The sequence below is a fragment of the Vreelandella gomseomensis genome (genome assembly GCF_031451645.1).
In the GTDB taxonomy this organism is placed as follows: domain Bacteria; phylum Pseudomonadota; class Gammaproteobacteria; order Pseudomonadales; family Halomonadaceae; genus Vreelandella; species Vreelandella gomseomensis.
Genome location: NZ_JARWAI010000010.1, coordinates 89,098 through 102,077 on the forward strand (window position 1 = coordinate 89,098; position 12,980 = coordinate 102,077).

At 60.9% G+C, this 12,980-nt stretch carries 15 protein-coding genes and 1 pseudogene; 12 read left to right on the plus strand and 4 right to left on the minus strand.

Annotated elements, in window-relative coordinates:
* Window positions 1–114 precede the first annotated feature (114 nt).
* Window positions 115–1,047, minus strand: a complete 933-nt coding sequence (locus QC815_RS13665) for a 4-hydroxyproline epimerase (RefSeq protein ID WP_310540344.1) — start codon at window positions 1,045–1,047, stop codon at window positions 115–117.
* A 155-nt stretch (window positions 1,048–1,202) separates the two neighbouring features.
* On the opposite strand from QC815_RS13665, the pseudogene QC815_RS13670 reads away from it, so the two are divergent.
* From QC815_RS13670 to rloA3, 6 genes and pseudogenes are all read left to right on the plus strand, one after another.
* Window positions 1,203–1,424, plus strand: a pseudogene (locus tag QC815_RS13670) (ferrochelatase); the annotation flags it as partial.
* Between the two features lie 178 nt (window positions 1,425–1,602).
* On the plus strand, window positions 1,603–1,767 hold the full coding sequence (locus QC815_RS13675) for a DUF2256 domain-containing protein (RefSeq protein WP_230447414.1): 165 nt from the start codon (window positions 1,603–1,605) through the stop codon (window positions 1,765–1,767).
* Entirely contained in the window at window positions 1,764–3,182 is a 1,419-nt protein-coding gene (locus QC815_RS13680) for a DASH family cryptochrome (RefSeq protein WP_230447415.1), read from the plus strand. The genes QC815_RS13675 and QC815_RS13680 overlap by 4 nt, the downstream gene beginning before the upstream one ends.
* 22 nt (window positions 3,183–3,204) lie before the next feature.
* Window positions 3,205–3,630, plus strand: a complete 426-nt coding sequence (locus tag QC815_RS13685; RefSeq protein ID WP_230447416.1) for a DUF3429 domain-containing protein — start codon at window positions 3,205–3,207, stop codon at window positions 3,628–3,630.
* A gap of 102 nt (window positions 3,631–3,732) precedes the next feature.
* Window positions 3,733–4,986 (plus strand): lytic murein transglycosylase, encoded by a 1,254-nt coding sequence (locus tag QC815_RS13690; RefSeq protein WP_422828725.1) that lies wholly within the window; start codon window positions 3,733–3,735, stop codon window positions 4,984–4,986.
* A 65-nt stretch (window positions 4,987–5,051) separates the two neighbouring features.
* Window positions 5,052–5,618, plus strand: a complete 567-nt coding sequence (gene rloA3 / locus QC815_RS13695; RefSeq protein WP_230447417.1) for a retropepsin-like aspartic peptidase RloA3 — start codon at window positions 5,052–5,054, stop codon at window positions 5,616–5,618.
* Window positions 5,619–5,622: 4 nt separating this feature from the next.
* Here the strand turns inward: rloA3 and QC815_RS13700 are convergent, their stop codons facing one another.
* Window positions 5,623–6,336, minus strand: coding sequence for a 16S rRNA (uracil(1498)-N(3))-methyltransferase (locus tag QC815_RS13700; protein ID WP_310540347.1), 714 nt, complete (start codon window positions 6,334–6,336; stop codon window positions 5,623–5,625).
* Window positions 6,337–6,469: 133 nt separating this feature from the next.
* Here QC815_RS13700 and phaR point away from each other — a divergent pair, with 133 nt between their 5' ends.
* The 6 genes from phaR (at window position 6,470) to coq7 (ending at window position 10,794) form a co-directional block, all read left to right on the plus strand.
* Window positions 6,470–6,982: a polyhydroxyalkanoate synthesis repressor PhaR gene (phaR, locus tag QC815_RS13705; protein WP_230447419.1), complete on the plus strand. Its 513-nt coding sequence runs from the start codon at window positions 6,470–6,472 to the stop codon at window positions 6,980–6,982.
* 73 nt (window positions 6,983–7,055) lie between these two features.
* Window positions 7,056–8,345, plus strand: coding sequence for a phosphoribosylamine--glycine ligase (gene purD, locus QC815_RS13710; protein WP_310540350.1), 1,290 nt, complete (start codon window positions 7,056–7,058; stop codon window positions 8,343–8,345).
* 58 nt (window positions 8,346–8,403) lie between these two features.
* Entirely contained in the window at window positions 8,404–8,844 is a 441-nt protein-coding gene (locus QC815_RS13715; RefSeq protein ID WP_230447421.1) for an acyl-CoA thioesterase, read from the plus strand.
* Window positions 8,844–9,716 (plus strand): phosphoribulokinase, encoded by an 873-nt coding sequence (locus tag QC815_RS13720; protein WP_230447422.1) that lies wholly within the window; start codon window positions 8,844–8,846, stop codon window positions 9,714–9,716. The genes QC815_RS13715 and QC815_RS13720 overlap by 1 nt, the downstream gene beginning before the upstream one ends.
* Window positions 9,717–9,773: 57 nt before the next feature.
* The gene (locus QC815_RS13725) at window positions 9,774–10,115 is read left to right on the plus strand and encodes a histidine triad nucleotide-binding protein (protein ID WP_230447423.1); all 342 of its coding nucleotides are present in this window, start codon (window positions 9,774–9,776) and stop codon (window positions 10,113–10,115) included.
* Window positions 10,116–10,155: 40 nt separating this feature from the next.
* Window positions 10,156–10,794, plus strand: coding sequence for a 2-polyprenyl-3-methyl-6-methoxy-1,4-benzoquinone monooxygenase (gene coq7 / locus QC815_RS13730; RefSeq protein WP_230447424.1), 639 nt, complete (start codon window positions 10,156–10,158; stop codon window positions 10,792–10,794).
* A 109-nt stretch (window positions 10,795–10,903) separates the two neighbouring features.
* On the opposite strand, the gene ettA is transcribed toward coq7, so the two are convergent.
* Entirely contained in the window at window positions 10,904–12,565 is a 1,662-nt protein-coding gene (ettA, locus tag QC815_RS13735) for an energy-dependent translational throttle protein EttA (protein ID WP_310540356.1), read from the minus strand.
* A gap of 152 nt (window positions 12,566–12,717) precedes the next feature.
* On the minus strand, window positions 12,718–12,933 hold the full coding sequence (locus QC815_RS13740) for a PA3496 family putative envelope integrity protein (RefSeq protein WP_230447426.1): 216 nt from the start codon (window positions 12,931–12,933) through the stop codon (window positions 12,718–12,720).
* Window positions 12,934–12,980: the final 47 nt, after the last annotated feature.

The window sequence follows — 12,980 nt, forward strand, 5'->3', positions numbered from 1 at the left end:
TGATAGGTGTTGCATGCTACTGATTCAGCGCCTTGTTTGAGCTTGGCGTGTCGGCGCTGGGTGTTTAAAGCTGTGTGACGACGTCCTGATTGGCTTGGTCAGGTTAAGGGCGTCTCATGAGGTAATCCCCCATGCGAAGGGATCCTGTTCATCAATAAGTAAGGTGGCGTCTGCACTGAGGTAAGCGTGTCCTTTGATATAGGGGCGAATTTGCTCGCCTTCCCACTCGTAATAAGCTTCGAATTGACTGCCGCAAATGCTTGCCTGCCGCCAGGTGGTATGGGGTGGCAGCTTGCTGTCTGCGGCCAGGCAGGCGAGCTTTGCACTTGTACCGGTGCCGCAAGGTGAGCGGTCATAGGCTTTACCTGGGCAGAGTACAAAATTGCGGCTATCCGCCTCTGGGTCATCCGCGAAGAGTTCGATATGGTCGATCAAGCCTTGATTTGCGCCGGTAATGGATGCTGCTTCAAGGCCTTGACGCACTGCCCAAGTGAAAGCGGTTAAAGCTTCTACATTGTCGAGTCGTAGCGACTGCCCATGGTCACTGATAAGGAAAAACCAGTTGCCTCCCCATGCGATATCTCCATGGACGACGCCATAGCCCGGCACATCGACGGAGACTTCACGACGGTAACGATAGGCTGGCACGTTGCGTACGGTGACGGCGCCATCTTCATGAAGCGTTGCACTCACAGGCCCCACTGTGGTGTCAATGTAATGCTCGCCTGGAGTGATAACCCCCAAATGATATAACGACGCCACTAGGCCAATGGTGCCGTGACCGCACATACCTAAGTATCCGGTATTGTTGAAAAAGATAACGCCACAGGTGGCTCCGGGTGATACCGGTTCACAATACAGAGCACCTACCAACACATCATGCCCGCGGGGTTCCAGCATGCTGACGCGCCGCCATTGATCGTGATGCTGCCTCAGGTCATCGCATTTTTCCGCGATGGTCTTGCCTGCCAGAGAGGGGAAGCCTTCCATGACGAGTCTGGTAGGTTCACCTGCCGTATGGGAGTCGATGACACGGATTTTCTTCATGGAGCACCTTGGTTTGTCGTTGTGCGATAGCCAGATTTTCAGTGATAGGATATTCGTCGATTGTCTTTTTTATATTTTATACAATCTTAAAGCGCTTTTGTGAAGCCATGATGGCAATGAATTGATAGTTAGTGGGCTCAAGGGGAAAGAAATCGGCCAAGCAGGGGCACAAGCACATCGCCATTCTATCGCCGGCGTTCTCCTCGGACTGTGTGGAAACGCTGGAAGAGATCAAGGAGGAAATTCATGACAGCTTCATGGAGGCCGGAGGCGAGACCTTCAGCTATATTCCCTGCTTGAATGACCGTGACGACCACATCGACGCGTTGCTTGCAGTGGTCAACAATGAGCTCTCGGGCTGGTTGCCGCGAACCTAGGGGCTGCCGACCAGCCAGTAGCCACTGAATGAAGCGCCACCTGCGGGTGGCGTTCGGCTATCTGACACCGCGTGGGTATTTTAGGGTTGCACGGGACATTACGTGTACAATAATTGTACGACATGAGGTATGATGTTCATGTTTATGCGACACCGCCCACGGTGAAGGCAATGTCTACATGGCACATCAACACCACTTACCAGAAAAAATCTGCGCTCACTGCCAGCGTCCATTTACTTGGCGAAAGAAATGGGCGCGATGCTGGGATGAGGTCCGCTATTGCAGCACACGCTGCCGGCGCGATGCCCGGATAGCAAAACGCGCTGAGGAGACAAGAGCATGAACAGCACGATCGATATCGTCTGGCTGCACGACGACCTCAGAGTGACAGATAACCCCCTGCTGCACTTTTCCGATAGGCCGGATCACCTGGTTTGCCTCTATGTGCTGGATGAGGCCTGGCTGGCCCCGCTGTTTGATGAGTCCGACGAAGCGCGTATAGGGCCTGCGCGGTTGCGTTTTCTATGGCAATGCCTGATGGAGCTGCGCGGCGAGTTACTGCAGCGGGGGAGTGACCTGCTGGTGCGCATCGGTAACCCCGCTGACGTGGTGGTTTCCCTGGCCGAGCAGCTGCAGGCGCGCAGCGTCAGGGTGGCCGAGCACGTGGGGCTGGAAGAGACGCAGCAGATTGAAGGCGTCAAGCGCCAGTTGCCTGCCGACATTAGCCTCGAGCGTTTCGAATCCGGTCGGCTGATCGATGAAAGCGCGCTGCCGTTTGAGGCGTCACAACTGCCGGAGAGCTTTTCGGCGTTTCGTCGCCAGGTCGAGAAGCACTGCGTGATTCCGCCGGCCAAAGCCGCGCCGATCACCCTGCCCGCCTGGCCCGACGCACCGCGTGGCTTCCCCCCCCTGTGCAACGTCTGCGAAACCAGCGCCGCCTGGCAGCCCGACGAGCGCCAGGGCCTGGCATTTGTAGGAGGAGAAGCCGCCGGCCGGGAGCGGTTGCAGCACTACATCTGGCGTCAGCATGGCCCCGCGTCGTACAAGAAAACCCGCAATGGGCTGCTCGGCGCCAACTTCTCGACGCGGTTTTCGCCCTGGCTGGCGCGAGGCTGCTTGTCCGCGCGCCAGGTGCATGACGAAGTGAACGCCTGGGAAGCGGAGCACGGCAGCAGCGAGTCCAGCTACTGGATCGGCTTTGAACTGCTGTGGCGTGAGTATTTCCTGCGCGCCGCCCGGTTGGAAGGCAAGGCGCTGTTCGGCGATGCCTGGCTACCTCCCGTCAACGCAGATTTTGACGCCTGGCGCCAGGCCAACACCGGGGTGCCGTTTATCGACGCCGCCATGCTGGAACTCAGCAGCACCGGCTGGATCTCCAACCGCGCCCGACAGAACGTCGCCAGCTTTCTGGTCAAGGACCTGGGCGTGGACTGGCGCCTGGGCGCGGCCTGGTTCGAGCACTGCCTGATTGACTATGATGTTGCCAGCAACTGGGGCAACTGGCGCTATATTGCCGGAGTCGGCCGCGACCCGCGCCAGGATCGCTATTTCAACGTGTTGAAGCAGGCGGGCCACTACGACCCCAAAGGGCTTTACGTTGCTCACTGGCTGCCAGAGCTGGATACTCTACCCGTTGGCCTGGATCGGCAGCAGCCCTGGCGGGTGGCGCCCGAGACGTACATGGCGCCGCGTGTGGAGCCCGAGGCATGGCAACGTTGGCTGATCGGTGAGGCCCAACTGGAACAAACCGGCGAGTAAGTAATAAGTAATGAGGGTATCAATGAGCGACCGGCGAATCGCATGGCTATTGGGACTGGCAGGGCTTGTGCCCTTTGCGTTGACGCTTGGCTTATCAGGATGGGGGCCCATCACCTGGCAGGCAACGGCAGTCAAGGCGTTCTTGGCCTATAGTGCGGTGATTCTTTCGTTTCTGGGCGGTACCCACTGGGGCGCCGCACTCCAGCGCGCCGAACCGGGTCAACGAGGGCGGCTGATGATCGCCATGTTGCCCAGTCTGATCGCCTGGCCGGCCTTATTGCTGCCTGCCCTGTGGGGGCTTGTCATACTGGGCCTCGGCTTCGTTTTCATGTGGGCGTATGACCTTGGTCGCCATGGGTGGCCGCGCTGGTACTGGCTGCTGCGCAGCGTGTTGACGGTCGGCGTGGTGCTGGCCCACCTGGCCCTGCTGACACACCTGCTGCGCTGATAATGCAAAACGAGCAGGCAGCGTCGCTACAACGCCTAGTATGATTGATTATTCTCGGGCATGCTTGGCGCTGACAAGGACTGCGCTGAGGAAAACATGATGATGGATGGAAAGGTGACCCTGCGTTCGGCAAGCGCCGTACTTGGCATGACTGCGGCCCTGGCGTTGAGCACCCCGGTGACGGCCAATCAGCAATTGATGACCGAGGTCGACGCCCAGGTGGCTGAAGAGGTGCAGCACGCCAGTTTTAATCAGTGGCGCGGTGCCTTTCGGCGCTATGCCAGTGAGCAAGGCATCAGCGAGGCAACGCTGCGCGAGGCGTTCGATGGCATTCGCTATCGCGAACGGATTATCGAGCTCGACCGCTATCAGCCTGAATTCGTGCGACCCATCTGGGAATACCTGGATACCGCTGTCTCCAGCACGCGCATCACTAATGGGCAGGACCGCCTGGCAGAGCACCGTCGTACCGCCGAGCAAATGGAAGAGCGCTATGGAATACCCGCAGAGATTATCGTGGCCATCTGGGGTATTGAAAGCAACTATGGCAGCAACTTCGGCGATTTTTCGACCCTCGAGGCCCTGGCTACCTTGGCCTATGACGGCCGCCGCCAGCAGTTTGCCCGCAGTGAGCTGTTGGCCGCCCTGCGCATTATCCAGGAGGGCGACATTGCCGCCGAGGACATGCGCGGCTCGTGGGCCGGAGCCATGGGCCATACCCAGTTCATTCCCACCAGTTTTGAAGCCTACGCGGTAGACGGCGACGGCGACGATCGTCGCGATATCTGGGGCAGCATCCCCGACGTCATGGCCTCAACGGCCAACTACCTTGCTCGAGCAGGCTGGCAGCCAGGCCAGCCCTGGGGCGTGGAAGTCAACCTGCCCGATGATTACGACTATGCTCAGACCGGCCGTCGCAGCACCCAGACCTGGGCCGAGCAGGGTGTGGAAGCGGTCAACGATGATCTGCCCCGTTTTGACAGCGCCGAGGTGATCGTGCCGGCGGGAGCAGAAGGGCCCGCTTTTCTGGTAGGGCCGAATTTCCGTGCCATTCTGCGCTACAACAACGCCACCAGCTATGCGCTGGCCGTGGCGACGCTTGGCGACGCCATCGCCGGTCGCGACGGTATCCAGCAGGGCTGGCCCCGCGAGCAGGCACCCTTGACACGCGATGATGTCCAAGCGCTGCAGCGTGGACTCAATCAGGCCGGATATGACGTCGGCGGCGCTGACGGTATCATGGGGCCCAACACCCGCAAGGGGCTGCGCGCCTTTCAGCGGGACGAGGGCTTGACCCCCGACGGCTTTGCCACGCAATCGCTGCTTGAACGTTTACGTGAGCCGCACGGAGAGTGAGTGCGCGGCTTGGAGACGCCAGGATCGCATACCGTTTTATATTCAAACCGTGACAGGAATCGATCATGTTCAAGGTGTTAACGACGTTGCTCAGCAGTGCTGCGATGATGTCGGCACTGGCCAGTAGCCAGGCCGTCGCCGACGACGACCAGGTGTTTGGCTGGGTGGAAAACGCCACGCTTCACCCTTGGGGTACCGAAGTCAAAGCCAAGCTGGATAGCGGGGCGTTGACCTCGTCGCTGGACGCCCGGGATATCGACATGTTCGAAAAGGACGGCGAAGACTGGGTGCGCTTTCGCCTCAAGCTCGAAGACCAGGAAACCGGTGAGGTCTTCAGCGATGTGCTGGAGCGCCCGCTGTACCGCGAGCTGCGCGTTCGCGGGGCGGGGGGCAGGGATGAGCGCCCGGTCGTGCTGCTGAACGTGTGCATGGGCGATAAAATATACGAAGAGCAGTTCAGCCTCCGCAACCGAGAAAACATGAACTACCCGCTGCTGCTCGGACGCCGCACGATCAGCCACCTGGGCCTGCTTGACGTGCGCGAGACCTTCCTCCAGACCCCCACCTGCGACGATGATACCGAGGTGGTCGCCCACGACCCCGACGAGGATGACGCCAGCGACAAAAGCTGACCGTCTAGAACAGCCGCGACAACAAGGCCGTCACGGCCGTTTCCACGCGCAGAATACGCGGGCCCAGGTGCATGCCCTGGCAGCCCGCGTCGAGCAGCTGCTCCACTTCCCAGTCGATAAACCCGCCTTCGGGGCCGATGAACAGCACCGTGTCGTCACTGATGCCCCGCGGGCATGGGTCGGCCATGCCCGGGTGGGCGACCAGGCCGCGCCCCTCCGTAAGCAGCGTGGGCAAATGGTCATCGAGAAACGCCCGGAAGCCTTTGACCAGCGTCACCTTGGGCATCAGGGTGTCGCGTGACTGCTCGAGGCCGAGCACCAGGTGCTGATGTATCTTGTCGGGACGTAGTTCGGGCGATTGCCAATAGCTTTTTTCGACCCGTTTGGTGTGCAGCAGCGTAATACGCTTCACGCCCAGCGCCGTCACATGCTCCAGGGTACGGGCCAGCATGCGCGGGCGGGGCAGCGCCAGCACCAGATGGACGGGCAGGGCGGGCGGAGGCGGCTCGCTGAGCGACGTCCAGCTTAGCCGGGCATGGTCGGGCTCGAGCGCTGTGAGCTCTGCCTTGCCGATGCAGCCGTCGGTGCAGCCGACGCTGAGCCTGTCGCCCGGCCGGGCGCGATGGACGTCGCGCAGGTGCGTCAAGCGACGTTGATCGCGAAGTATCGCCTGGCCCGGCTGGGCCACATCGTGGGGTTCGAGTAAAATCAGGTTCATGGACGTGGTGGATCAGTCAGTGGTTGGAGACGATACGCCGACGGAATATCGATACATGGCTTGCATGGGTGCGTGTTGCAGGCACAATAACAGCAACGGGAATAAAGCCCTATCGCGTCTAAGGAGAATCGCCGTGCGCGTCATTCGTAAATATGCCAATCGCAGATTGTATGATACCCGACAAAGTCGTTACGTGACCTTGGAGGATCTGCGTCACTTGATTCTGGAGGAAGAGCCGTTTCGGGTGGAGGACGCCAAGAGCGGCGAAGACCTGACGCGTACCATCCTTCTATCGATCATTATCGAGCAGGAGCAGGCCGACAGCGACGCGGAAGTGTTCTCCAATGACCTGCTGGCGCAGCTTATCCGCGTCTACGACATGTCATCGCCGCTGCCGCTGGCGCGCTATCTGGAGCAGGGCACCCAGATCATGATGGAGCAGCAGAAGCGCATGCAAAACCAGTGGCAGCAGGCCATTCGTCACACGCCCATGGAATTCATGCGCGAACTGGCGGAAGAGAACATGCGCTTTTGGCAGAACACCATGAACCAGGCGCCGCCGACGAGTCAGCACGATAGCGATAAGGCATCGCCCCAGAAGGGCAAGGCGAAGGACGACAACGCCAACCAGGATCCGTCGTCCTAAGCGTCACCGACGCGCGGGTAAGCTGTGGCATAATGTCGCCACGAATCTGCTTTTCCGTTCAAGAAGGATATCCATGAAGGTTTTGATGATTGGCGGCGGTGGTCGCGAACACGCGTTGGCATGGAAACTGGCTCAGTCGTCGCTTGTCTCGCAGGTGTTCGTCGCCCCGGGCAATGCGGGCACCGCCGGTGAAGACAAGCTGACCAACGTGGCCATCGAGGCGACCGACATTGACGCCCTGGTGGCGTTTGCCCGCGACGAAGCGGTGGCGCTCACGGTGGTAGGGCCTGAAGCACCGCTGGTGGAAGGCGTGGTGGATCGCTTCCAGGCGGCCGGCTTGACCATTTTCGGCCCCACCCAGGCGGCCGCCCAGCTGGAAGGCTCCAAGTCGTTCACCAAGGATTTCCTGGCACGCCATGCCATTCCGTCGGCCGCCTATCAGACCTTTACGGCCGTCGAGCCGGCGCTTGCCTACCTGGCCGAGGTGGGGGCGCCGATTGTCATCAAGGCCGACGGCCTGGCCGCCGGTAAAGGGGTCATCGTGGCCATGAACCAGGCCGAGGCCGACGCCGCGATCCGCGATATGCTTGAAGCCAACGCTTTTGGCGATGCGGGCGCTCGGGTGGTGATCGAAGAGTTTCTGGAAGGCGAGGAAGCCAGTTTCATCGTCATGGTCGATGGCGAAAACGTGGTGCCCATGGCCACCAGTCAGGATCACAAGCGGGCCTACGACGGCGACAACGGCCCCAACACCGGCGGTATGGGCGCCTACTCGCCCGCGCCGGTGGTGACCCCCGAGGTCGACGAGCGCATCATGCAGCAGGTGATTCTGCCCACCGTCAACGGCATGGCCGCCGAAGGGCACCCCTACAGCGGTTTTCTGTACGCCGGGCTGATGATCGACGCCCAGGGCAATCCCAAGGTGATCGAGTACAACTGCCGGTTTGGCGACCCCGAAACCCAGCCCATCATGATGCGTCTCACCTCTGACCTGGCGGCGCTATGCCTTGCCGGGGCGGAAGGCAGGCTCGACGGGCAGCGTTGTGAATGGGACCCGCGCGCGGCGGTCGGTGTGGTGCTGGCCGCCGGTGGCTACCCGGGTAGCTACCGCAAGGGCGACGCCATCCAGGGAATTGCCAACGCCGAGCGTCATGGCTGTAAAGTGTTCCATGCCGGCACCCGTCACAATGACCAGGGAGACGTGCTCACCGCCGGCGGGCGCGTGCTGTGCGTCACGGCACTTGGCGAGCGTGTTTTCCAGGCTCAGCAGGCGGCTTACAGGGGCGTTGACGAGATCCACTGGGAGGGCGTCATCTGCCGCCGGGATATCGCTCACCGTGCCATTGCCCGCGAAGAAGGGTAAACGCAGACGACACACTCAGGCATCCTGCTGCGATGGCCAACCACAACAAGGACAAGAGATGGAACGGGTTCAGCTTGATTTCCCCGACGCCGCGATCATTCATCGCCATTCGCTGAGCGTTCGCGTCACGGACATGAACTATGGTCGTCATCTCGGCCATGATGCGCTGGTATCGCTTCTCCACGAAGCGCGGATTCAGGCCTTTGCCTCCCTCGACATGCCCGAGTGGGACATGCACGGCTATCCAAGCGTAGTGGCCGACCTGGCCGTGCACTACCAGAGCGAAGCGCGCTGGCCGGATGCGCTGGTGGTTGAAACCGCCGTGCCGGCCCCCGAAGGCAAGGCGCTGACCGTCTATCAGCGCATGGTTCACGCCGACTCGGGCAAGCCCGTGGCGACCGCCCGCGTCAACCAGCTGCTGATTGATATGGCCGCCGGTCGCCCGGTGGCCGTGCCCGCGTCGGTCGTGGATGCACTAGCGCAAGCGAGAAACGCCTGATGTCCCGTGAATATCCCATCATTGCCGTCACCGGTTCGTCTGGTGCGGGCACCACGACCGTCCGGCGCAGCTTCGAGCGGATGTTTTTGCGCGAAGACGTGCATGCCGCCATGGTAGACGGCGATGCCTTTCACCGCTATACCCGCCAAGAGCTGCATCGCATGTTCCGCGAAGAGCCGGAGCGCAAGAACGAGCTGTCGCACTTTGCCGTGGAAGCCAACCTGCTCGACCGCCTCGAAGGCATGTTTGTCGAGTATGCCGAGCACGGAACGGGCACCTTTCGGCACTACATCCACGCCGAAGACAAGCAGAAGATCGAGGCGGGCTATCAGGTCGGCACCTTTACCGAGTGGCAGCCGCTGCCCAGCGGGACGGATCTGCTGTTCTACGAAGGCCTCCACGGTGGTCTGGTGACCGAAGAATTTGATATTGCCCGTCACGTCGACCTGCTGGTAGGCGTCGCTCCGACCATGAACCTGGAGTGGATCCAGAAGATCGACCGCGACACCAAGATGCGCGGCTACTCCCAGGAAGCGGTGATCGATACCATCCTGGGGCGCATGGACGACTACGTGCGCTATATCCAGCCCCAGTTTTCCCGAACCCATATCAATTTTCAGCGCGTGCCCACGGTGGATACTTCCAACCCCTTTGAGGTGCAGGATATCCCCACCGACGCCGAGTCGTTCGTGGTGATTCGCTTCCGTGACCCCTCGAAGGTGGATTTCCCCTGGCTGCTGGCGATGATTCAGGATTCCTTCATGACCCGGCCGCATACGCTGGTGGTGCCCGGCGCCCGCATGTCGTTGGCCATGGAGCTGATATTGGCGCCGCTGGTACGCCACTTGTTGTCCCAGCGTCGTTTTCGTTAGGCTCGCGGGTAAATTGATTGCCCGTAATACCCGGTCACGCTCACCAAGGAGCTTTATATGGACTGTCTGTTTTGTCGCATCATCAACCGCGAAATCCCGGCGGATATTGTTTATGAAGACGAGCACGTGCTGGCCTTCAATGACATCAATCCCCAAGCCCCCACGCATCAGTTGATCATTCCCAAAAAGCACATTGCCACGCTCAACGATATCCAGACCGACGACCTGACGACCGTGGGTCGCCTGCAGTACACCGCCGCGAAGCTCGCCGACCAGCAAGGCTTTGCCGAAGACGGCTATCGGGTGGTAATGAACTGCAACGAAATGGGCGGACAGACGGTCTACCATATCCATATGCATCTGCTCGGCGGGCGCGAATTCACCTGGCCTGCCGGGTGACGCTGCCGTTCAATGCGACCCTGCGGCCAAGGAGCGCGCCATGATGCGTCAAGGTACCCCATCGGACCAATGGATCTATCAGTTTGACCGTGCGCTGCGCACCCTGGTGACGCCCACGGCGAACGCCAAGGCGCCGATTCCTGTCTCGCCAAGCGACGAGGCGCTAACGGACTTTGAAACGCGTCACGTGGTCGGGGCGATGCGCGTCAACCACTGCGGCGAAGTCTGCCTGCAAGGGCTCTATCAGGGCCAGCGGCTGTTTGCCCAGCGCCCGGCAGCCAGCGCGCAGATGGAGCGCTCGGCGACCAAGAACCTTGAGCACCTGGCCCGCTGTAGCGAGCGGCTGCACCAGTTGGACAGCCGTACCAGCCTGCTGGCGCCGGGTTTCTATATGGCCGCGTTGAGTATTGGGGCGACGACCGGTGCGCTAAGCGAACGGGTCGGGCTCGGCGTATTGGCGGCAAGCGAAGCACAGGCCGCCAAACGCTTGAGCGAGCAGCAGAGTCGCTTGCCGGACACCGATCACACCTCCAGCGCACTGCTGCGCCAGATGAGCACGGACAAGCACCACCACGCTCAACTGGCGCTGGAAGCTGGTGGCCTTCGCCTGCCGGCACCGGTGCAGTGGATGATGCGCGGCGCCTTCAAGGCGGTCAGCAAGACGACGTATCACCTTTAGCCTAGCGTCTAGTCGTGCGCTCGTTCATCGTTAGGCAGCGTCGGCCAGGCACAAAAAAGCCCCGCAAAGCGCGGGGCTTTTTGATTGACGGCACGCGGCCGGTCGACGTCTAGGCGTCGATGCGCTTGTACTTCATGCGCTTGGGCGTGTCGTTGCCCACACGTTTTTTGTGATCTTCTTCGTAGTCGGTGTAGTTACCGTCGAAGAAGACCACTTCCGAATCGCCCTCGAAGGCCAGGATGTGCGTGGCAATCCGATCCAGGAACCAGCGATCGTGAGAAATCACCATGGCGCAGCCCGGGAATGCCAGCAGGGCTTCTTCCAGGGCGCGCAGGGTCTCGATATCCAGGTCGTTGGATGGTTCGTCCAACAGCAGTACGTTAGCCCCTTGCTTGAGCGTCTGCGCTAGCTGCAGGCGACCGCGTTCACCACCGGACAGCTCGTCGAGACGCTTCTGCTGGTCGTTGCCCTTGAAGTTGAAGCGACCCACATAGGCACGCGAGGACACTTCGTAACCGTTGATGTTGAGGATGTCCTGGCCATCGGACACCGCCTGCCAGACGGTCTGCTTGTCGTCGAGGGCGTCGCGCAGCTGCTCGACGTAGGCGATATCGACGGTCTCGCCGATGACCACTTCGCCGGCATCGGGCTGTTCCTGACCGGTAATCAGTTTGAACAGGGTCGACTTACCGGCGCCGTTACCGCCCACGATGCCGACAATCGCACCGGGGGGCACGGTGAAGGACAGATCCTGATAGAGCAGCTTGTCATCGAAACGCTTGGCCACGTCATGGAATTCGATGACCTTGTCGCCCAGGCGCGGGCCGGGCGGAATGTAGATCTCGTTGGTTTCGTTACGCTTCTGGAAGTCGCCGGACTGCATTTCCTCGAAGCGATTGAGGCGCGCCTTGCTCTTCGCCTGCCGGCCCTTCGAATTGGAGCGTACCCACTCGAGCTCTTGCTTGATGGCTTTCTGGCGCGAGGCTTCCTGCTTGGCTTCCTGGCCGAGGCGCTGTTCCTTCTGCTCGAGCCACTGGGAATAGTTGCCCTCGAACGGAATGCCCTGGCCACGGTCCAGCTCCAGAATCCAGCCGGCAACGTTGTCGAGGAAGTAGCGGTCGTGGGTGATTGCCACCACGGTGCCGCTGTAGTCGTGCAGGAAACGCTCGAGCCAGGCGACCGACTCGGCATCCAGGTGGTTGGTCGGCTCGTCGAGGAGCAGCATGTCGGGGCTGGAAAGCAGCAACCGACACAACGCCACGCGGCGACGCTCACCGCCGGACAGGTTGCCTACCTGGGCTTCCCAGGGCGGCAGACGCAACGCTTCAGCGGCCACGTCCAGCTTGCGCTCGAGGTTGTGCGCGTCGGCGGCCTCGATAATGTTTTCCAGGCGCGCCTGTTCGCTCGCCAGGGCGTCGAAGTCGGCATCCGGCTCGGCGTAGGCGGCGTACACGGCGTCGAGCTTTTCCTGGGCTTCCTTGATCGCGCCCAGGGCTTCTTCGACGGTTTCGCGGACGTTCTTGCTGTCGTCCAGCTCGGGTTCCTGGGGAAGGTAGCCGACATTGATTCCCGGCATGGGGCGGGCTTCACCTTCAAACTCCGTATCGACACCGGCCATGATGCGCAGCAGTGTGGATTTACCCGCGCCGTTCAAACCCAGTACGCCGATCTTGGCCCCCGGGAAAAACGACAGCGAGATATCTTTGAGAATTTGCTTCTTGGGCGGCACGATCTTGCCGACCCGATTCATGGTGAAAACGTATTGCGCCATGGAAATCCGTTAGGTTGATGAAAAAATGTCAGCGTCGCCGCTGGACGATACGCAGATGATAGAGCCCTGCGTGACGAAAGGCCAGCCATGGGGCAAGGCCATGGGCAGACGGCGACAATGATGATCGGTAACGCCTCGCGGACGGGACGACCTTACGCTTCTTCGTCCCAGTCGTCCTCGATGGCGCGTTTCAGGCGGCGCTCTTCAAGCCAGGCTTCTACCTGGCGTCGAGCGCGCAGGCTATCGGCTTTGCTACTGGGCCGAGAACGACCATAGTGCTCGTCGTTGACGGCATCCAGGGAATCTAAGTCATCCGATTCGGCGTCTTCGGGGGAGAAAGTTTCACGACTCAAGGGGTCACGGCTCATGACAGGCCCTCCAACCCAAGCCGGCGTACCGGCATCACAATGGCTTC

Excerpts from the sequence above, each read along its gene's own strand:
- coq7 (WP_230447424.1), top strand. The coding sequence starts at position 10,156 with ATGATGCGTCAAGGTACCCCATCGGACCAATGGATCTATCAGTTTGAC.
- QC815_RS13720 (WP_230447422.1), top strand. The coding sequence starts at position 8,844 with ATGTCCCGTGAATATCCCATCATTGCCGTCACCGGTTCGTCTGGTGCG.
- purD (WP_310540350.1), top strand. The coding sequence starts at position 7,056 with ATGAAGGTTTTGATGATTGGCGGCGGTGGTCGCGAACACGCGTTGGCA.
- QC815_RS13690 (WP_422828725.1), top strand. The coding sequence starts at position 3,733 with ATGGATGGAAAGGTGACCCTGCGTTCGGCAAGCGCCGTACTTGGCATG.
- QC815_RS13700 (WP_310540347.1), bottom strand. The coding sequence starts at position 6,336 with ATGAACCTGATTTTACTCGAACCCCACGATGTGGCCCAGCCGGGCCAG.
- QC815_RS13725 (WP_230447423.1), top strand. The coding sequence starts at position 9,774 with ATGGACTGTCTGTTTTGTCGCATCATCAACCGCGAAATCCCGGCGGAT.
- QC815_RS13685 (WP_230447416.1), top strand. The coding sequence starts at position 3,205 with ATGAGCGACCGGCGAATCGCATGGCTATTGGGACTGGCAGGGCTTGTG.
- ettA (WP_310540356.1), bottom strand. The coding sequence starts at position 12,565 with ATGGCGCAATACGTTTTCACCATGAATCGGGTCGGCAAGATCGTGCCG.
- QC815_RS13675 (WP_230447414.1), top strand. The coding sequence starts at position 1,603 with ATGGCACATCAACACCACTTACCAGAAAAAATCTGCGCTCACTGCCAG.
- QC815_RS13715 (WP_230447421.1), top strand. The coding sequence starts at position 8,404 with ATGGAACGGGTTCAGCTTGATTTCCCCGACGCCGCGATCATTCATCGC.
- QC815_RS13665 (WP_310540344.1), bottom strand. The coding sequence starts at position 1,047 with ATGAAGAAAATCCGTGTCATCGACTCCCATACGGCAGGTGAACCTACC.
- rloA3 (WP_230447417.1), top strand. The coding sequence starts at position 5,052 with ATGTTCAAGGTGTTAACGACGTTGCTCAGCAGTGCTGCGATGATGTCG.
- QC815_RS13740 (WP_230447426.1), bottom strand. The coding sequence starts at position 12,933 with ATGAGCCGTGACCCCTTGAGTCGTGAAACTTTCTCCCCCGAAGACGCC.
- QC815_RS13680 (WP_230447415.1), top strand. The coding sequence starts at position 1,764 with ATGAACAGCACGATCGATATCGTCTGGCTGCACGACGACCTCAGAGTG.